This is a genomic window from Streptomyces sp. (assembly GCF_050698815.1).
Classification (GTDB): Bacteria; Actinomycetota; Actinomycetes; order Streptomycetales; family Streptomycetaceae; genus Streptomyces.
In genome coordinates this window covers 1-17,561 of record NZ_JBOHCV010000574.1, presented here as the reverse complement: position 1 = coordinate 17,561, position 17,561 = coordinate 1, and the positions used below count along the sequence as shown (strand labels likewise).

At 70.3% G+C, this 17,561-nt stretch carries 19 protein-coding genes and 2 pseudogenes; 6 read left to right on the top strand and 15 right to left on the bottom strand.

Annotation, left to right across the window (positions count from 1 at the left end; all coding sequences use genetic code 11):
* Nucleotides 1-213, bottom strand: a pseudogene (locus tag ACRDP3_RS20750) (hypothetical protein); the annotation flags it as partial.
* A gap of 186 nt (nt 214-399) precedes the next feature.
* Here ACRDP3_RS20750 and ACRDP3_RS20745 point away from each other — a divergent pair.
* Complete coding sequence (locus ACRDP3_RS20745) at nt 400-2,241, top strand: prolyl oligopeptidase family serine peptidase (RefSeq protein ID WP_431518478.1); 1,842 nt, start codon at nt 400-402, stop codon at nt 2,239-2,241.
* On the opposite strand, the gene ACRDP3_RS20740 is transcribed toward ACRDP3_RS20745, so the two are convergent.
* The 4 genes from ACRDP3_RS20740 to ACRDP3_RS20725 all read right to left on the bottom strand — a co-directional run bounded on the left by ACRDP3_RS20740 (nt 2,159) and on the right by ACRDP3_RS20725 (nt 7,656).
* A complete protein-coding gene (locus ACRDP3_RS20740) occupies nt 2,159-3,067 on the bottom strand; it encodes an SURF1 family protein (protein ID WP_431518479.1) in 909 nt (302 codons plus the stop codon). The two genes, ACRDP3_RS20745 and ACRDP3_RS20740, sit on opposite strands and share 83 nt — an antisense overlap.
* 99 nt (nt 3,068-3,166) lie before the next feature.
* Nucleotides 3,167-5,149, bottom strand: coding sequence for a hypothetical protein (locus ACRDP3_RS20735; RefSeq protein ID WP_431518477.1), 1,983 nt, complete (start codon nt 5,147-5,149; stop codon nt 3,167-3,169).
* A complete protein-coding gene (locus ACRDP3_RS20730; protein ID WP_431518476.1) occupies nt 5,146-5,730 on the bottom strand; it encodes a SigE family RNA polymerase sigma factor in 585 nt (194 codons plus the stop codon). The genes ACRDP3_RS20735 and ACRDP3_RS20730 overlap by 4 nt, the downstream gene beginning before the upstream one ends.
* Before the next feature lie 573 nt (nt 5,731-6,303).
* Nucleotides 6,304-7,656 carry an aspartate kinase gene (locus tag ACRDP3_RS20725; protein WP_431518475.1) on the bottom strand — a complete coding sequence of 451 codons (1,353 nt, stop codon included), beginning with the start codon at nt 7,654-7,656 and terminating at the stop codon, nt 6,304-6,306.
* 335 nt (nt 7,657-7,991) lie between these two features.
* On the opposite strand from ACRDP3_RS20725, the gene ACRDP3_RS20720 reads away from it, so the two are divergent.
* Nucleotides 7,992-8,456 (top strand): SRPBCC family protein, encoded by a 465-nt coding sequence (locus tag ACRDP3_RS20720; RefSeq protein WP_431518474.1) that lies wholly within the window; start codon nt 7,992-7,994, stop codon nt 8,454-8,456.
* A 21-nt stretch (nt 8,457-8,477) separates the two neighbouring features.
* Here ACRDP3_RS20720 and ACRDP3_RS20715 read toward each other — a convergent pair whose 3' ends face one another.
* From ACRDP3_RS20715 to ACRDP3_RS20705, 3 genes are all read right to left on the bottom strand, one after another.
* Nucleotides 8,478-9,053, bottom strand: coding sequence for a Uma2 family endonuclease (locus ACRDP3_RS20715; protein ID WP_431518473.1), 576 nt, complete (start codon nt 9,051-9,053; stop codon nt 8,478-8,480).
* A gap of 99 nt (nt 9,054-9,152) precedes the next feature.
* The gene (locus ACRDP3_RS20710; RefSeq protein ID WP_431518472.1) at nt 9,153-10,097 is read right to left on the bottom strand and encodes a hypothetical protein; all 945 of its coding nucleotides are present in this window, start codon (nt 10,095-10,097) and stop codon (nt 9,153-9,155) included.
* Nucleotides 10,098-10,520: 423 nt separating this feature from the next.
* Nucleotides 10,521-10,811, bottom strand: a complete 291-nt coding sequence (locus ACRDP3_RS20705; protein WP_431518471.1) for a DUF1905 domain-containing protein — start codon at nt 10,809-10,811, stop codon at nt 10,521-10,523.
* A gap of 227 nt (nt 10,812-11,038) precedes the next feature.
* On the opposite strand from ACRDP3_RS20705, the gene ACRDP3_RS20700 reads away from it, so the two are divergent.
* Genes ACRDP3_RS20700 through ACRDP3_RS20685 form a run of 4 tightly spaced genes read left to right on the top strand, consistent with a single transcriptional unit; the run spans nt 11,039 to nt 13,933 of the window.
* Nucleotides 11,039-11,530 (top strand): hypothetical protein, encoded by a 492-nt coding sequence (locus ACRDP3_RS20700; protein ID WP_431518470.1) that lies wholly within the window; start codon nt 11,039-11,041, stop codon nt 11,528-11,530.
* Between the two features lie 33 nt (nt 11,531-11,563).
* On the top strand, nt 11,564-12,760 hold the full coding sequence (locus ACRDP3_RS20695) for a putative T7SS-secreted protein (RefSeq protein WP_431518469.1): 1,197 nt from the start codon (nt 11,564-11,566) through the stop codon (nt 12,758-12,760).
* Between the two features lie 13 nt (nt 12,761-12,773).
* Nucleotides 12,774-13,337 (top strand): hypothetical protein, encoded by a 564-nt coding sequence (locus tag ACRDP3_RS20690; protein WP_431518468.1) that lies wholly within the window; start codon nt 12,774-12,776, stop codon nt 13,335-13,337.
* Nucleotides 13,334-13,933 (top strand): hypothetical protein, encoded by a 600-nt coding sequence (locus ACRDP3_RS20685; protein WP_431518467.1) that lies wholly within the window; start codon nt 13,334-13,336, stop codon nt 13,931-13,933. Before ACRDP3_RS20690 ends, ACRDP3_RS20685 begins: the two co-directional genes overlap by 4 nt.
* Before the next feature lie 11 nt (nt 13,934-13,944).
* Here ACRDP3_RS20685 and ACRDP3_RS20680 read toward each other — a convergent pair whose 3' ends face one another.
* The 7 genes and pseudogenes from ACRDP3_RS20680 to ACRDP3_RS20650 all read right to left on the bottom strand — a co-directional run.
* On the bottom strand, nt 13,945-14,490 hold the full coding sequence (locus tag ACRDP3_RS20680) for a cupin domain-containing protein (protein WP_431518466.1): 546 nt from the start codon (nt 14,488-14,490) through the stop codon (nt 13,945-13,947).
* A 168-nt stretch (nt 14,491-14,658) separates the two neighbouring features.
* Nucleotides 14,659-14,910 carry a hypothetical protein gene (locus ACRDP3_RS20675; protein ID WP_431518465.1) on the bottom strand — a complete coding sequence of 84 codons (252 nt, stop codon included), beginning with the start codon at nt 14,908-14,910 and terminating at the stop codon, nt 14,659-14,661.
* Nucleotides 14,903-15,265 (bottom strand): hypothetical protein, encoded by a 363-nt coding sequence (locus ACRDP3_RS20670; RefSeq protein WP_431518464.1) that lies wholly within the window; start codon nt 15,263-15,265, stop codon nt 14,903-14,905. Before ACRDP3_RS20670 ends, ACRDP3_RS20675 begins: the two co-directional genes overlap by 8 nt.
* The gene (locus tag ACRDP3_RS20665; protein ID WP_431518463.1) at nt 15,262-15,933 is read right to left on the bottom strand and encodes a DUF5063 domain-containing protein; all 672 of its coding nucleotides are present in this window, start codon (nt 15,931-15,933) and stop codon (nt 15,262-15,264) included. Before ACRDP3_RS20665 ends, ACRDP3_RS20670 begins: the two co-directional genes overlap by 4 nt.
* Nucleotides 15,926-16,525, bottom strand: a complete 600-nt coding sequence (gene recR / locus ACRDP3_RS20660) for a recombination mediator RecR (protein ID WP_431518462.1) — start codon at nt 16,523-16,525, stop codon at nt 15,926-15,928. Before recR ends, ACRDP3_RS20665 begins: the two co-directional genes overlap by 8 nt.
* Nucleotides 16,526-16,670: 145 nt before the next feature.
* Nucleotides 16,671-17,015 (bottom strand): YbaB/EbfC family nucleoid-associated protein, encoded by a 345-nt coding sequence (locus tag ACRDP3_RS20655; RefSeq protein WP_431518461.1) that lies wholly within the window; start codon nt 17,013-17,015, stop codon nt 16,671-16,673.
* 181 nt (nt 17,016-17,196) lie between these two features.
* Nucleotides 17,197-17,561 (bottom strand): annotated as a pseudogene (locus tag ACRDP3_RS20650) (DNA polymerase III subunit gamma and tau); the annotation flags it as partial.

Below are 17,561 nucleotides of genomic sequence, written 5' to 3'. Positions count from 1 at the left end.
GCCCCCGCCGGCTCGCGCCTTCGCGTCCGAGGCGGCCCGGGGTTTCTCGGTGCCGCAGCCCGTGAGCAGACCGAGCCCGGTGGCCGCCGCAGCCGCCGTGGCGGCGAGCACACCGCGCCGGCCGGGTTCGGGCCGGCCGGGTCCGGGCCGCGCCCCTGGGGATCGGCCCGCTTCGTCCTGTGCCGTCGGGTCGCCGGTCGTTCCGCCAGCCACGTCGCCCTCCGTCCGCCGGTCCTGCGCCGATGGCACCGATAGCCGATGGCACCGGTGCGTGATCCTCCCCGTCCGGTGGACATCTCCAGGCCGCGCCCGTACGAAACGATGTTTACCGTTGGCGGGCGTCTTCGCCGCTCAGCCATCCCCCACACCACACGAACGCCGGTCCCGCAGAATGGGACCATGACGCAGAAGACGGATGCCATGCCGGACAGTGCCATGGCGGACTGGGAGAAGCGCTTTCGCGCACCGCGGGTGTCGCTGCCGGACTGGGCTGAGGACGCGCCCGACCGGTCGCTGTACATCTCCAATGTGACGGGCACCTTCGAGCTGTACGCGTGGGACCGGAAGACCGACGAGCACCGGCAGGCGACGGACCGGCCCAACGGCACCACGGACGGGACGCTGACGCCCGACGGGGAGTGGATCTGGTGGTTCTCGGACACCGACGGTGACGAGTTCGGGATCTGGATGCGGCAGCCCTTCAAGGGCGGCGAGGACGAGCCGGCGGCGCCCGGACTCGCCCCCTCCTTCCCGGCCGGGCTGGCCCTCGGCCGGGACGGCACTGCCGTCGTCGGCCGGTCCACCGACGAGGACGGTACGACCATCCATGTGACCCGCAGGGACGGCGCCGCACCGGTGGAGATCTACCGGCACCGGGAGTCCGCCGGCGTCGGCGATCTGTCCTACGACGGGACGCTGCTGGTCATCGAGCACACCGAGCACGGCGACGCCATGCACTCCGCGCTCCGCGTGCTGCGCCGGGACGGCACGACGGTCGCCGAGCTCGACGACAGCGAGGGCGGTACGAAGGAACTGGGCCTGACCGTCCTCGGCTTCGCGCCCGTACCCGCCGACCCGCGGTTGCTCGTGGCGCACCAGCGCAGCGGGCGCTGGGAGCCGATGATCTGGGAACCGCTCAGCGGCGAGACCACCGACCTCACCATGGACCTGCCCGGGGATGTGGGCGCCGAGTGGTACCCGGACGGTTCCGCGCTGCTCGTCTCGCACAGCTACCGGGCGCGCAGCGAGCTGTGGCGCTACGACCTCTCCACGCAGGCGCTGACCCGTATCGAGACGCCGCCCGGTTCGGTCACCGGCGCGACCGCGCGCCCCGGTCCCGGCTCCCCGGTCGAGTACCAGTGGTCCTCCGCCGCGCAGCCGCCGCAGGTACGGTCCACCACCGGGGCCGTCGTCCTCGATCCTCCCGGCCTGGCCGCGCCGCGTTCCGTGCCCGTCGAGGACATCTGGGTCGAGGGGCCCGGCGGTGCCGTGCACGCGCTGGTGCAGAAGCCCAAGGGTGAGGGCCCGTTCCCGACGGTCTTCGACGTGCACGGCGGCCCGACCTGGCACGACAGCGACGCCTTCGCGGGCCAGCCCGCGGCCTGGGTCGACCACGGCTTCGCGGTCGTCCGTGTGAACTACCGCGGCTCGACCGGCTACGGGCGCGCCTGGACGGACGCGCTCAAGCACCGGGTGGGCCTGATCGAGCTGGAGGACGTCGCCGCCGTACGGGAATGGGCGGTGTCCTCGGGGCTGGCCGACCCGGAACGGCTGGTACTGGCAGGCGGCTCGTGGGGCGGCTATCTGACGCTGCTCGGCCTCGGCACCCAGCCGGAGGCGTGGGCGCTGGGCCTGGCGGCGGTGCCGGTCGCGGACTACGTGACCGCGTACCACGACGAGATGGAGGCGCTGAAGTCGCTGGACCGCACGCTGCTGGGCGGTTCGCCGGAGGAGGTGCCGGAGCGCTTCGCCGCCTCCTCACCGATCACCTACGTCGACGACGTGCGGGCGCCGGTCTACATCTCCGCCGGCGTCAACGACCCGCGCTGCCCCATCCAGCAGGTCGAGAACTACGTGCAGCGGCTGGAACAGCGCGGCGTACCGCACGAGGTCTACCGCTACGACGCCGGACACGGGTCACTCGTCGTGGAGGAGCGGATCAAGCAGTTGAGGCTGGAGATCGACTTTGCTCAGCGGCATCTTCCGGCCCGTCCGGAGGAGCCGCCGCGGGCCCGGGGATGAGGCCGAGCGCCGCGTCCCTGGCCAGCTCCGCGTCCCGGCGGAAGAGCCGGAACCACATGAAGAGCACGAAGCCCGCGAAGACGAACCACTCGGCCGTGTAGCCGAGATTCTGGAACGCCTTCATGTCGAGGCCGGTGTTGTCGGGTCGTACCGGCGGCACCGGCCTCAGCGGTGAATCCGCCGGCGTGCGCTGGACCGTGATCCACGCGTCGTGGACGCCGTAGGGCACCACGTTGACGAGGGCGGCCGCACTGATCACGCCGAGCTGGCCGCGCGGCAGTCCGCCGCCCGCGTGCACGCCCGGGCTGCTCTGTGACTCGGACGGCTGGAGCGCGCCGGTGACGGTCACCTCGCCCCGTGGCGGCGCGGGGACCCGGTCCGGGTCGGCGTCACCGGGCAGCCAGCCCCGTACGACGGGCAGTGCCTTGCCCTTGCCGGTGTCCGCGTCCTTGCCCTGGCCCGCACCCGCTTCCGCGTCCTTGCCGGAGCCCGCGTCCGGGTCCGTACGCAGCAGGGACAGCACGTAGAAGCCGCGCTTCTCGCCCAGCCGCCGGTCGGGTACGAGCAGCTGGTGCCGGGAGTCGTAGCGCCCGGTGGCCTTGGCCGTGCGGCCGCTGGTACTCAGGTCGACGGGGAGCAGCCGGGCCAGCGGCTCGGCCTTCGCGCGGGCGGAACCGGACGTGGTCTTCTCCTGCTGCTGGTGGCTCTCGACGCGCGCCTCGAAGCGGGAGAGCTGCCAGCTGCCCATGAAGAGGCAGACCGGGATGGCGATGACGGCGAAGAGGTTGATCCCCCACCACCGCGACGTCAGCAGAAACCGGTACACCCCGCCCACGGTACGGGCCCCCGGGGCGGCGGTCATGGGCGGGGCGGTGCGGTGCCGGCGGTGCGGCGCGGTGCGGGAGAAGGCCGGGCGGGCGGGCCGTCAGTCGGCGAGCACACCCGTGCGGTAGAGGGTGCCTGCGCAGGCCCCGTCGATCCTGGTGTCGGCGGCCGCCGGGTCACCGACGTCGGGGGTGTGGGTGAGGACCACACCGTCCTCGTCCCCGCCGTCGCCGCCGGTGTCTCCGCCGCCGGTGTTGCTGTCGCCGCCGGTGGTCTCGGGGGTACCCGGACCGCCGCCGCTGCCGCCTTCGGAGCCGCCGTTGGCATCGGCGTTGGTGTTGCTGCCGCCGCCGGTCGCTCCGCCGGGTTCATTGCCCTGGCCGGACTTCGGGCTGGGCGAGCTCGCGGTGGGGCACTCGCTGGGGACCCAGGCGAACTTGACCACGTACGCGTCACCGGGCCTCAGCACCAGCTCGTCCGACGCGGAAGCGGGGTCGGGCAGACCGCCCGCGTCGTCGCCCGGCGTGTGGTCGACGACGCTGATACGGGATGCCTCCGCCCGGCCCTCCGGAGATGCTCCGACCATGCCCTCGCCCTCGACCGTGCAGGCGTCACCCGAGGTGTTGACGACGCGGAAGCTGCCGTAGACCTTGCCCTCGCCGTCGGGGTTGCCCATTTCCGCCGAGCCGTCGCCGAGCTGTTCCCGGCCGCAACTGGGCGCGCTCGTCGCGAGGGTCTCGCTGGGGTCAGCGCCGCCGGACACCTTGCCCGCCGAGGGGGACGGCGACGCGGAGCCGCCGTTCCCGTCCTCGCCGCCACTCCGGCCGGCGGTCTCGCCGGCCTCGCCGGTTCCCGGGTGTCGGCCGGTACCGGCGGAACCGCCGGGACCCTCGGAGTGCTGCCGGCCGTCGCCCGCGTTGACGGAACGGTCGTGGGAGGTGCCCGGCATCAGCCCGGTGCTCACCAGGGCCGGCACCCCCACCCCCGCGAGCACGACGGCCGCGGCGGCGCCGACGAGGACACGCCGGCGCTGCGCCTTGCGGGCGGGAACTGCGTGCTGAAGGTAGGTCAGGGTCCCCGGTGCGGGCTCGATGTCGCGCACGCTGTCGCGCAGCAGCCGGCGGAGGGCCTCCTCCATGTCACCGTCACCGCCGTCGGCGCCATCACCGCCGACGCCGTCCGAACCGTCACCGCCGCCGGCACCGCTGCCGCCGTTGCCGCCGCCTCCGGTGCCGATGGAACCGCCGCCGCTGCCGGAGCCGGCCATTCCGCCCGGCTCGGCGGTGACCGCGGACTCGCCGGACGGCGGGGGTGGCACGGCGGCATCCTGGGACTGCTCCGGGCTCCCCTGCCGCTCGGGCTCGTTCGACCACCCGGGCTTCCGGTCCGGCTGATCCGGCACTTCCGGCCGCCCCGCGTTCATGGCCGTCACCGCTTCCAGCCGCGCGCCTGGTTCCGTGGGCCGCGGCTGCGGTGCGTCGGGGACGTCGGGGGCGCGCGGCAGATCAGGCTTCTCCGGGGCGCTGGGGCCTTCGGGCAGGCCCGGAATCTCGGTCGGATCGGTCACGCCAGGCAGGTCCGGTGGGTCGTCGATCCGGGGCGGATCGGGGATCACCGGCGGATCGTAGATTCCCGGGGTCTCGGGGATCTCCGGGGCGTCCGGGATCGGGGGCATGTCGGGAATCCGCGGGGGTGCCGGGATGTCCGGCGTCGGCGGGATCTCGGGGGGTTCGAGGATGTCGGGCACCGCCGGGATCTCGGGCATCTCGCCCGGGCCGTGCACGTCCGGGATGGAGGGGACGTCGGGCAGGTCGGGCAGATCGGGGCCCTCCGGCCCGTGGGCGGGCGGCAGCAGCGGAGCGTCGGGCACGTCGGGTGCGTCCGGAGCGTGCGGCGTCTCCGGTGCGCTCGGGCCTTGCGGCCAACTCGGCGCGTCGGGCTCGTCGGAGCCGTCGTGCCCGCGCGGCGCGGTCCCCCGCGGCGCCTGCCCGCGCGGTGCGTCCGGCCACTCGGCGCAGGCCACTCGCGCACGCCGGAGCCCGTGCTCCTCGTACGCGAGTTCGTCCCCGTACCACCCACTCATGACACTGCCTCCATGGCGACCCGGAGCGCCGCGATGCCCCGTGAGCCATAAGCCTTCACCGAACCCAGCGACAGACCCAGCACCTCGGCCACCTGCGCCTCGGTCATGTCGGCGAAATAGCGCAGCACGAGCACCTCGCGCTGGCGCCGCTGCAGGTTGCGCATCGCCCGGATCAACTCGTCGCGCTCCAGCAGCTCGTACGCGCCCTCCTCCGCGCTCGCCATGTCCGGCATCGGCTTCGAGAGCAGCTTGAGGCCCACGATGCGGCGACGCAGGGCGGAGCGGGAGAGGTTCACGACGGTCTGCCGCAGATAGGCGAGGGTCTTCTCGGGCTCGCGGACCCGCTTGCGGGCGGAGTGGACCCGGATGAAGGCCTCCTGCACGACGTCCTCGCATGAGGCGTTGTCGTCCAGCAGCAGGGCCGCGAGGCCGAGCAGTGACCGGTAGTGGACGCGGTACGTCTCGGTCAGGTGATCGACTGTCGTGCCCGCTGTCATCGCGTCGTCAGCGTCCGCCCCTTGGGCGGTGCCGCGCGGTGGACGGGTGGCAGGCCCGGCAGACCACGGCGCGATCACCGGCATACCTCCCGTACTGATACCGGACGATGCAGGCGCGGTCGCGAGTCCCCATCCCAAAACTTCTGCCACGCCAGTTGGACACGCATTCCCCCAGCAAGGTTGTACGCGTAAGGCATCCCCCTGGGTGATGCACTCAATACCCTCATGCGTACCAGCTCTTCCTGAATGCCCCAATAGTCACAGCGCCTATGAGTCCTGGCAGCGGACACAGAGACGCTGTTGGCCATGCCGCCGGTTGCAGCGGGCAAGGAAGGAAATTCTCGTTCAGGTTCGCCGTGCTGACCAGTGGCCCGGTCCAGCCATGAGCGACTACTTCCGTGACAACTAGCAAGAAAAGGGGCGGGAGGGACGGGTGAGTGGCAAGTGGCGGAGCACTGACCGAGATCGACGGATACTGGTCGCCGAACGACCGCCGGCCGACCACAACTGTCGACGGGTCAGCGCGAGTCCGCCCGCACGGCCGTCGCGAGGACGGACCGTACGGGCGGCCGTTCACCGGTGACCGGTTCCCGGTCGTCGGTGTCGCTATGCGGTTGTCGGTGTCGCTGCGGCTGCCGCGCTCTCGCGCTGCCGCTGTCAGCGCCCGGTGCCGCCGTAGACGACGGCCTCGTCGCTCTCGCTGTCCAGCCCGAACGCGGAATGCACCGCCCGCACCGACTCGTTGACGTCGTCCTCACGGGTGACGACGGAGATGCGGATCTCGGACGTGGAGATCAGCTCGATGTTGACCTCGGCGTCGGACAGCGCCTCGAAGAAGGTCGCCGTGACGCCCGGGTTGGTCTTCATCCCGGCGCCGACGAGCGAGATCTTGGCGATCTGGTCGTCGTAGCGCAGCGAGTCGAAGCCGATGGTGCCCTGCGCCTTCTCCAGCGCGGCGATCGCCTTGCGGCCCTCACTCTTGGGGAGGGTGAAGGAGATGTCGGTGAGACCGGTGGACGCGGCAGAGACGTTCTGCACGACCATGTCGATGTTGACCTCGGAGTTGGCGATGGCGCGGAAGATCGCCGCCGCCTCACCCGGCTTGTCCGGCACACCGACAACCGTGATCTTCGCCTCGGACGTGTCGTGCGCGACACCCGAGATGATCGCCTGCTCCATCGCTTCCCCTTGCCCGCTCTGCTCGCCCTGCCCGTTCTTCTGTCCCGCGGCGGCGGTGCCGCCCGCTCCCCCGCCCCGCCCGGCGCTCTTGCCACGCGGTTCGCTGCTGACCCAGGTGCCCTGCAGCCCGGAGAAGGACGACCGGACGTGGATCGGAATGTTGTACCGGCGCGCGTACTCGACACAACGGTGCAGCAGCACCTTCGAACCGGAGCTGGCCAGCTCCAGCATGTCCTCGAACGAGATCCAGTCGATCTTCCGCGCCTTCTTCACGACCCGCGGGTCGGCGGTGAAGACGCCGTCGACGTCGGTGTAGATCTCACAGACGTCCGCTTCCAGCGCGGCGGCCAGCGCGACCGCCGTGGTGTCGGAGCCGCCCCGGCCCAGGGTGGTGATGTCCTTGCTGTCCTGCGAGACGCCCTGGAAGCCCGCGACGATGGCGATGTTGCCCTCGTCGACGGAGGTCTGGATACGGCCCGGGGTGACGTCGATGATCCGCGCCTTGTTGTGCGCGGAGTCGGTGATCAGACCGGCCTGGCTTCCGGTGAACGACTGTGCCTCGTGTCCGAGGGATTTGATCGCCATCGCCAGCAGTGCCATGGAGATGCGCTCTCCAGCGGTCAGCAGCATGTCGAACTCGCGCCCGGTCACCACCGGGGATACTTCCTTCGCGAGATCGATCAGCTCGTCCGTCGTGTCACCCATCGCCGAAACCACGACGACCTCCTGGTGGCCGTTCTTCTTGGATTCGACGATCCGCTTGGCAACGCGCTTGATGCCCCCGGCATCGGCAACGGAGGAGCCGCCGTACTTCTGCACGACAAGGCCCACGTGTGCTCGCTCCTCGAATCTCAGTCCTGCTGCACCCGCACCCGGCCGCCTGCGCGGCCGGGGGACTCCCATCAGGGAAATCCCGGGTCGGCTCATTTTACCGAGAGAGCGCCCGGCCCTCTCGTCCAGCGGGAAACCCTGCCCGCTCATGGACGGCCCACACGGGAACGTAAGGCAGCTCACACGGCATGCGACGACGGTGAGCGACGGTGTGACGACAGTGCGCACCGGCGGCGGCCTCGGCTGACCGTCCCGTTGTCGGACCCTGCTGCTCTAATCCTGGGCAGCGGGACGGACAACGGCGTCCGGGCCCGGACAGGGGAAGTGAACGGCTCATGAGTACATCGCAGGTGACCGTGGAGCGCCGGATCGCCGCACCGGTCGGCCGGGTGTGGGAGGCGCTGACCGACATCGAGGGCTCACCCCGCGTGCTCAGCGGCGTGGAGCGGGTCGAGATGCTCTCCGAGGGCCCCTTCGGCGTCGGCACGCGCTGGCGGGAGACCCGCCGCATGCTCGGCAAGGAGGCCACCGAGGAGATGTACGTGACGGCGTCCGAGGCCCCCACGCGTTACGTCGCCGAGGCCGACTCGCGCGGCGTGCACTACGTCTCGGAGTTCGTCCTCACTCCCGAGGGGGACGACGCCACCGCGGTGCGCCTCGTCTTCGGTTCCGAGCTGGACAAGATGGGGGGCGTCGCCGGCGTACTGATGAAGCTGTTCGGCGGCCTCGGCGCGAAGGCCGTCGCCAAGGCGATCGCGAAGGACCTCGCGGACGTCGCCACCGCCGTGGAGTCGCCCTGATCCCGATTGCGGCGGCCTCACTCAGTGGACGTAGTCCTTCAGCTTCTCCGTCTCCAGCGTGATCCCCACCGGGTCCGGAATCTCGACAACCGCCCCGTAGGGGCGCGACGTCCGGTTTCGGTAGGTGCCGCCTTCCGGATCGCTGTACACGGTCACCGTGCAGGTGTCGCGGTCGATGAGCAGGTAGACCGGGATACCTGCGGATGCGTAGCCGTCGCGTTTGTCCCTACGGTCCCGCCTGTCCGTGTCGGGGTCGTGCGAGGTGACCTCCACGGCCATCAGCACGCCGTCAGGGTCGGCCCATTCCCCCTTGCCGCCGAAGTGGCCATCAGGGGCGAGGGCACCGTCCGTACGGGCCCGGCCTTTTCGGTACCCGCCGATCCGGAGCCCCCGTTCCAAGTACAGGGACAGCTCAGGACGATGCTGCATGCATCGCTTGAGGAGCCACATCAAAATCTCGTCGTGATCCCCGTCCGGCACCGGCTTGACCTCGAGCTTCCCATCAATGAATTCCAGCATCACCGTTTCCGGCGCTGTACGGGCAAGCTCCTCGAAGTCCTCGACGAGCATCTGGGGCCGGTCAGTGGTGGGGGTCATGGCGTCGCCTCCTCCCCTCCATGCTGCCCCGACCCGGGGCGCTGTGTCCTGCAACGTCATCCGTGATTCCTTGCGTCTACGGGCTGGGACAGGCTCCGGTCACGCGCAGCGTGGTCGCGGTGAACGCACCGACCGCGCACGGGCGGCGGTTCGTACCGCGTCGCGGGCCTGCGCCGCGAAGCGGCGGACCTGGTCGGCGGTGAGGCCCATCCGTTCGGGCTCGGGTTCCTCGCGGCAGCGGCGGCACAGCCCGCCCGGCAGTGCCTCCACCGTCCCCGGTACACCACAGTCGGTGCACTCGAGGCGCAGGCGCGGCGCCGGGGATTCCGCTGAGGAGTCCGCTGCGGCGGCCGCGGGCTCGGGCGGCAGCTTGTCGGCCAGGCGCCGGCGCAGCAGTCCTGCCGGACTGTGCACGGTGGGCGGAAGCCCGCTGGTCATGGCGTACGCGAAGCGCGGGCCACGGATGCCGCGCCTCAGCCATTCCGCGGCCGATTCCTCCAGCGCGGCGCACTCCGTCGCGGAGAGCACCAGGCGCGGATCGCGTCGGCCGAGGTCCGCCAACGCCTCATACGCCTCGGACCGTTGAGACCGCGCTGACGTGGTTGCCGCTGCACCGGTGGGCTGGGTGTCAGATCCTCGCCGTACGCAGCCCACGTCCTGCCGGCCGTCCAGGAACTCCGTCCACCACTCCTCGGTCCGTGCCCTCCGCGAAGAGTACGTGCGCGTGACGTGTTGCGGGCGGCCCTCGCCCAACGAGCCGCCGACGCGGCGCAGATGGCCGACCCTGGACAGTTCGCGGAGCGCGGAGCGGCAGGCTTGCTGGCCGTAGAGCGGCTGGGTCTTGGCGAGGGTCTTCACGTCGATCGCGGCGCCCTCGGGAAGGTTGTCGATGAAGCCCGCCAGGTACGCCTCGCGTACGGGCAGATGTGCGAAGTCCTCGGGGCGGCGGCCGGGTTGACCGGCCGCGACACGCTTGCCGAACCCCGGCTTCGCCGTGGGATGTGCGGAGGCAGGCGCGGCAACGCTAAGGTCTGTGGAAGCCATGAGATCGGTCCTGTCGATCTTGTAGGTCAGACCCCGGTCGGTGTTGTAGCACTGGCCGGGGTTGTTTGTTGCGACGAACGCTAACCACACATGACGATCAGTGGCAAATCCATCACCCAAAGTCATCCGCGCTGGTATAGGCACACCTGGGGCGAGTGGGCGGGGAAAGACCTACCGCCCATTCCATACAAAAAGAGCTCGGACTCCGAGGCCCGCCGCTCGGGGCTCAGGACCCGCCACTGACAGGCCCCAGACAGCGCGAGGCCCGGCAACCGGCCTTCTCGGACTGGCTGTCGGGTCCGCTTCACCGGACTTTCATCCGATGCACTTATTAGTCTACACCCTCCCAAAACGGTCAGGCGAACGCTTCTCCGGCGGCCCGCGCGACGAACGCGGCCCAAGCTTCGGGGGCGTCGTGAGCGGCTACGCCGCGTCCGGTGCGTCCTGGCCGTCCACCCGCTCCTCCAGGTGGACCGTCACGGTGTCGCCCTCCTCCTTGCCGATCGCCTTACGCACGTCGGCCTTCACCGGCAGCTTGTGCGTGCCGTCTCCCAGGGCCATGAACGAGCTGCGGAACGGGTGACCGTCGATCGTGCCCCGGACCTTCACCAGGCCCCGGGTCCCGAAGAAGTCGACCGAGTCAGGCCAGACGAGATAGGTCCAGCCGCCCTTTTCCGGACTCTTCCGCAGCGTTGCCGTGAACTGCTTGTTCATGATGGCTCCCCTCGCCTTCCGCCCGTACGGGTCCCACATAGAGGGACCGCGAAGCCGGGAAGAAATCATCGCCGAGGGCTACCGGACGTAACAGTCGACCGGCACGATCCTCTCACCCGACCGTCACCGCACCGGCGCTGATCTGCGGTTTCGCTTTCGCGCGCAGATGACAGCATGGCCCGGCAGGGCAGCGGAACGGTGAGCGTCAACGGAGAGTGCGCGGAGAGATGGCTGGAGAGCGCCCCGATACCTGGCAGCGGCTGATCGACCTCGCGGGAGAGCCCACTGCCCCCGGGAGCGGGTCCGCGCCGTCGGCCGAGGGCGACTCGGGGGCGCGGATGAGCCTCGCCTCCCTGTCCCAGGACGGCGGCGGTGGTGCCAGTGGCGGTGGTGGCGACGGCGCACAACACGGCGGTGGCGGCGGGGGCGGCGCGTCCGATCTGAGGGTCGACGATCACGGCATGACCCGCCTCGTACACCGCCTGCGGGAGAGCGACGACCGCATGGGGTCCGCGGTCCGCAGGTTGGAGAAGGCCGGCCCGAAGGGCCTGGGCACGGAAGAGCTCGACGAGGCGTGCGCCGAGTTCCAGAGTCAGTGGGAACACGGCATCGACAAGCTCGGCAAGGCCACGAAGTCGGTGACCAGCGCCCTCCGCGACGCCCTCGAACTGCATCTCGGCAACGACGAGCGGGTCCGCAGGATGTTCGGCGGGCACTGAGCAGGACGTACGTACGGGAGGCGCACGCGCACCATGGGAACCGAACAGGACTGGCACGGCCTGGGCTTCAACCCGGCGAGGGGCTCCACCTTCACCGTCCGCTCGCTGGCCAGCGACGTGAAGACGGTCGGCGACGAACTGGCCGAGGCACACCGGCTGCTCGAATCCATCGGCAAGAACGACGGTGTGTGGGAGGGCGAGTCCGCGCGGGCCTTCACCAAGAAGGTCGGCGAGCTGCCGAAGCTGCTGAAGCAGGCCAAGGACTCGATGAAGGACTGCGCGCGGGCGCTGGATACGTGGCACGACCGGCTGGCCGCCATGCAGAAGGAGGCGCACGGTCTGGAGCTGGACGCGCGCCGGGCACGGGCGAAGACGGAGGAGAAGAAGGCCGCGTACGACGACGTCAACGTCCCCCGGCAGGGCCCGCCGGGCGAGAAGATCACCGCTGCCCAAGAGGACTGGATCACGGCAAAGGACCAGTTGGACGCCCTCATCGACAAGGCCGAGAAGCTCGAGGCGCGCTGGAAGGACAAGGCTGGCGAGGCCGAGCGCCTGATCCTCACCGCATCCGAGAACCACCCGCCGGACCCGGGCCTGTGGGATCAGTTCACGGACGGGTCCAAGTGGTTGTGGCGGAACACCAAGGACTGGCTCGTCGACAACGCGGATCTGATGTCCGCGATCAGCGGAGGCATTGCCACGGTGGGCTTGGCCCTTTCCGCTACAGGTGTGGGGGCTCCCCTCGGGCTCGTACTTGCCGGAATCGGCGCCGCTGGAGGGGCGATGGCGGGCCATTGGATGGGCAACGCCAGGGGCAACGGCACGTCCAAATGGCAAGTCGCGGCGGACGGTCTCGGACTGGCGCCGGGAGTCGGTGCCATCAAGGGCTTCGCCACGGCGGGCAAGTCGGGGCTCGCCGGGTGGAAGACGCTGGGCGGCGGAGCGGGGCTCGCCAAGAGGGGCGAAGAACTGGCCACCGGTCTGGACGACGCCTTCCGTAACCCGGCGAGCGTCAAGGCCGTCCACTGGCTCCAGGGGAAGGTGGGCATGGAAGCGACCAAGGGTGAGGTTTTCCAGTTGCCGCAGAAGGCTGCCGGTGCGGCGAGCAGCGGCTACGAATGGTTCGCTGACCAAGTCCAAGGGTCGAAAGAGACGCAGGCACCCGGTGAACCGTCACAGACTCCGGTGGCCCAGCCCTCATCGCAGCCGTTCTTGCACGCCACCACTTGAAGAGGAGTTCCGCATGACCAGCGATGTCGATCTGAAGTACAGGGGAACGCCTTGGGGGGCGGCGCATACATTGATTCCCGGTTCGGCGTTCATGGGACAGCCGGCGGTGGAGCGGCTTGTCGATGAGGAGTCCAGGAGGGTCGACTTCGACTTCCGTGACGACGTGGCGACGGCGGACCTGCTGCGTTTCCGATACCGGGAACAGCATCAGCGAACCAAGAGAGCTTGGGGCTGGGGAATTCCGGCGGGGCCCTTCATCTTGCTGACCATCGTCCAGGTGAGCAGGCCGGCGGGACCCGCGGTGACCCGTGCCATGGAGCTTGGCATGCTGGGCGCGACCGCGCTCGTGGCGGTGCTGCTGCTGATCCCGTACAACCTGTGGGTCTGGCGGGTCTACCACTCCCAGGAACGCAAGAACATGCGCGCCCGCTGCAACGCGTACGTCAAGATCGTCAAGCTGGCCCGCAAGGAGGGGGCACCGCTGCCTCCTCGCTACCCGCATGTCGTGCCGTCCCGGGTCAGCGCCACCTACCGCCGACTGCCGGACGACGCGCACCTGTCCGGGCCCGCCAAGTGACCGACGCGCCCACCGCCCCGCCCCAGCTCGAGGTCCGGTACGCCCTGCCGCCGTTCTTCCACGAGATACCGGTGCTCGGCGAGCCCGAGGTGATCGCCGAGGAGTTGTACGCCACCGCACGGGAGTTGCTGCCGCAAGGTGACGCCGAGGAGTGGGTCCGGTGGGCCGTCATGGCCGCGTCGGGGCTCGATGATCTGCGGGCGGTGCGGGCCGTGTACGCCGGTTTCTGTCTGCTCGACATGGAGGGGCGCAACAGCACGGCGACGGTGGTCGTTTCGCACACCGCGCTGGAGGCGCCGGGCACGCCCGCCCGTACGGTTGCGCGTACGGCCGGCTCGCTGAGCGCGGCGTACCGGGATGCGGAGATCCACGAACTGTCCCTGCCCGCCGGCCCGGCGGTGGCGAAGATCGAGGGCCGGACGACGCCGGTCGAGCAGGGCGAGATCCCGATGGGCAGCATCCAGGTATTCGTGCCGCTGCCCAACGAGCTCGAGATGCTCACCCTGGAGATGACGACACCGCACTTGCGGGACTGGGACTTCTACTCCCGCATGTTCTCGGACACCGTCAACAGCATCGAGTGGTGGGAAGAGTAGAGCGGTAGGACTCAGACCTCGCCGGGCTGCTCGCGCTGCCGCTGCCGTTCCCACTCCTCATTCGTCGCGTCGAGCTTGTCCACGAAGTAACTGTCGTGCTGGACAAGGAACTTGGTGAAGTCCTCCCCGCCTTGCCGGGCCATCTCCGCGACCCGTTCGAAGTAGTCCTCGCGCGGCGCGCCCGGGGCGAAGAGCAGCAGCATCGACGCTGGGTCGTCGGAGTCGTTGTGGAAGGCGTGCAGCCCGCCCACCGGGACGTAGAGGAAGTCTCCCGACCGGCCGGTGATCCACCGGTCGCCGTCGAAGAGCCGCACCTCGCCCGAGAGTACGTAGAACGACTCCGAGATCGTCCGGTGGAAGTGCGTGCTGGGGCCAGGGGACTTCGGTCCCAGGTCGACCTTGTAGAGCCCGAACTCGCCGCCGGTGGAGGCGTGCGTGGCGAGGTAATGCGTACGGTTTCCGGTCGGCGAGGCCAGCTCCGGTTCGGCGTCGGCCCCCCTGAACACGGCGTTGATCTCGCCGTGTTCACCGAGGTAACGGTCTTCCGGGTACGACATGACGGCTCCTCAACATGGTCGATGCCGGCAGCCTAGCCACGAGGTCGGACAACTCCGCCGATTCCCTCGGGCAGCCATCGTCCGGCCGCCAGAGCCCCAGCTGTACGCCGCCCTCGGTGAGTGACCCGACCCGTCACCGCCGCCCGCCCTCCGGCAGTGCAGGGTGGTTCAGCCGAACCAGCTGACCTGGACGATCACGACCCGCTCGCCCCGCACGTCGGTGAGATACGTCAGCATAAGCAGCCCCCGCGTCTCGTTACGCAGTCCGGGCGTACGCCCTGTGAACGACGCACCATCGAGGAAGACCATGGACTCCCGGACTGCGATCTCTTCGGCCAGCTGCCCGACCTCACGGAGCACTTCCGGGGACAAGCCGTCGAGGAGGTCGTCGGGATCGTGCTCCCAGTGCCAGTCAGCCACCGGCGACCTCTCGGTGCGCGGCGCGCGTGATCTCGCCGGCTTCGCGGATCGCGCGCGCCCGTACCTCGGGGTCCTCATCGTTCAAGGCTTGCTCTGCCGCGCGCAGCCGCTGAGCCACGTCCGGCTGCCGCTCGATGGCCACGACGACGCCCCAGCGCCGGTAGAACATGTGGATGGGAACCACGCTCTCGTCCTCGCCCGCCTGGACGAAGGCCCGCTGCATGTCCTCGTACAGCTCTGGCAGGCGGGACGGCGCGAGGGCCGCCACCGCTTGGCGCAGGGCCGGGAGCGTCAGTTCCGGGAGTGGGACGAGCGCCCGGACCCGGGCGTCCCCCTCGGGGTGCTGGACCGTCACCGCCGTCCGACCTCCGGCTGCAGGCCCAGCGGTACGCCGATCTCGGCGGCCATCACCGCACCCGCCTCCTTCTCGAGCTCGTCGTCCTCGTCGGCGTTGCTGTCCGTGTCGAGGCCGTTGAGCTCGTCGAGGGGGGTGTCGAGGCGAACGTGGGCGATGAGGGACTGGAGGGCGCGGAGGGCCGCGGACGCGGTGGAGCCCCAGTTCGACAGGTAGGAGAACTGCCACCACCACATGGCCTCGCTGACCCGGCCCGCGCTGTAGTGCGCCATGCCGTGGCGGAGGTCGGCGATGACGTCGGCGAGGTCGTCGGAGATGCGGCAGGCGACGGGGGCGGTGCGTGGCTCGTACGGGTCGAAGACCTCGGAGTAGACGTCCACCGGGTCGAGCAGCGCGGCGAGCCGGAGGCGCATGTCGTCGACGTCCGGCTCGGGGCCGATGTCCGGCTCGTACCGCTCGGTCGGCACGAAGTCCTCGTGGGCACCCAACCGGCCACCGGCGAGGAGGAGTTGGGACACCTCGAGCAGCAGGTACGGGACCGCGCTGTCCGGATCGTCGCCCTTCGCCACCTCCGCCACCGACACGATGAAGCTTTCGACCTGGTCGGAGATCTGGACGGAGAAGTCGTCCGGGCTGTTCTTGATCTCGTTCAGTGTGACGTCAGACATCGAGCAACCTTCTTCCCTCGAAGGCCCGCCCCAGCGTGACCTCATCGGCGTACTCCAGGTCTCCCCCGACGGGGAGACCGCTGGCGAGGCGCGTCACCTTCAACCCCATGGACGAGACCATACGCGCGAGATAGGTGGCCGTCGCCTCTCCTTCAAGGTTGGGGTCTGTGGCCAGAATCAGCTCGGTGACCGCACCGTCCGCGAGCCGCGTCATCAGTTCCTTGATCCGCAGGTCGCTGGGGCCGACGCCCTCGATCGGGCTGATGGCGCCGCCCAGCACGTGGTAGCGGCCGCGGAACTCGCGGGTCCGCTCGATCGCGACGATGTCCTTGGGCTCCTCGACGACGCAGATGACGCTGCGGTCACGGCGCGTGTCCAGACAGACGCGGCACTGCTCCTCCTGCGCCACGTTGCCGCACACGGAGCAGAACCGGACCTTGTCCTTGACCTCGATCAGGGCGTGCGCGAGGCGGCGTACGTCGGTGGGCTCCGCCTGGAGGATGTGGAAGGCGATCCGCTGCGCGCTCTTCGGACCGACGCCGGGCAGCCTGCCCAGCTCGTCGATGAGGTCCTGAACCACGCCTTCGTACACGGATGCTCCGCTTCTGCTCAGGTCCGGCCCGCTGCGGCGGGTGGATCGTGCCTCGACGAACGGTAGTTGCCCGCCGCCCGCGCCACCAGCGCCCTGTCCTCCCCGTTCTCCCCGTCCCGTTCCGTCCCCCGGAAGGCTCGGGCGCCTAGAAGGGGAGCCCGGGGATGCCGCCGCCGCCCAGCCCCTGGGCGAGCGGGCCGAGCTTCTGCTGCTGCAACTCCTGCGCGCCGGCGCTCGCGTCCCGTACGGCGGCGAGTACGAGATCGGCGAGGGTCTCGGTGTCGTCCGGATCCACGGCCTTGGGGTCGATGACGAGGCCCTTGAGCTCCCCGGCACCGTTCACGGTCGCCTTGACCAGGCCGCCGCCCGAGGAGCCCTCGACCGGGGTCTCGGCCAGCTCCTGCTGAGCCTCGGCGAGGTCCTGCTGCATCTTCTGGGCCTGCTGCAACAGCTGCTGCATGTCGGGCTGGCCCCCATCACCGGGAATCACGACTTGGCTCCTGGCTCGTCGACGATTGACTTCACGTACTACGCATAGTTCACATACCGCGCGTAACTGCCGTACGCGTACTTCTTCTTCTTGCCGAGCCTACGTGCTCTCCGCGCGGCCTGCTGGGCATGTCCTGATCCGGCCCCGACCCAAGGGTCGGGGCCGGGGTCGGACCGAACCGTCATTCGTGAACGACTTCCTCGATCACCGTGGCCCCCAGCTCCCGCATGATCAAGTCGTAGCCCGAGAGCGCCGATTCGTCGAGGTCCGGGTCGTCCTCGGTGGGCTCGTCGTCCTCGAGGGCGCCACCGGACGGCGGCGGTCCGGACTGGCCGGGGACCGCCCGTACCGCTCCGGCCTGCGCCGACGCCCGTACCGGTCCGGGTGGCGACGGGGCGGCCTGCGCGGTCGCGAGCGCTTGGCCCTGCGGGGGCGGGGCGGTCGGAGAGGCGGAGTCCGACGGACGTCCGCCCGACCCGCCGGCACCGGGGCCAGGGCCGCCTGGGCCACCAGGGCCGCCGCCGAAACCTCCGCCGAAGCCGCTGC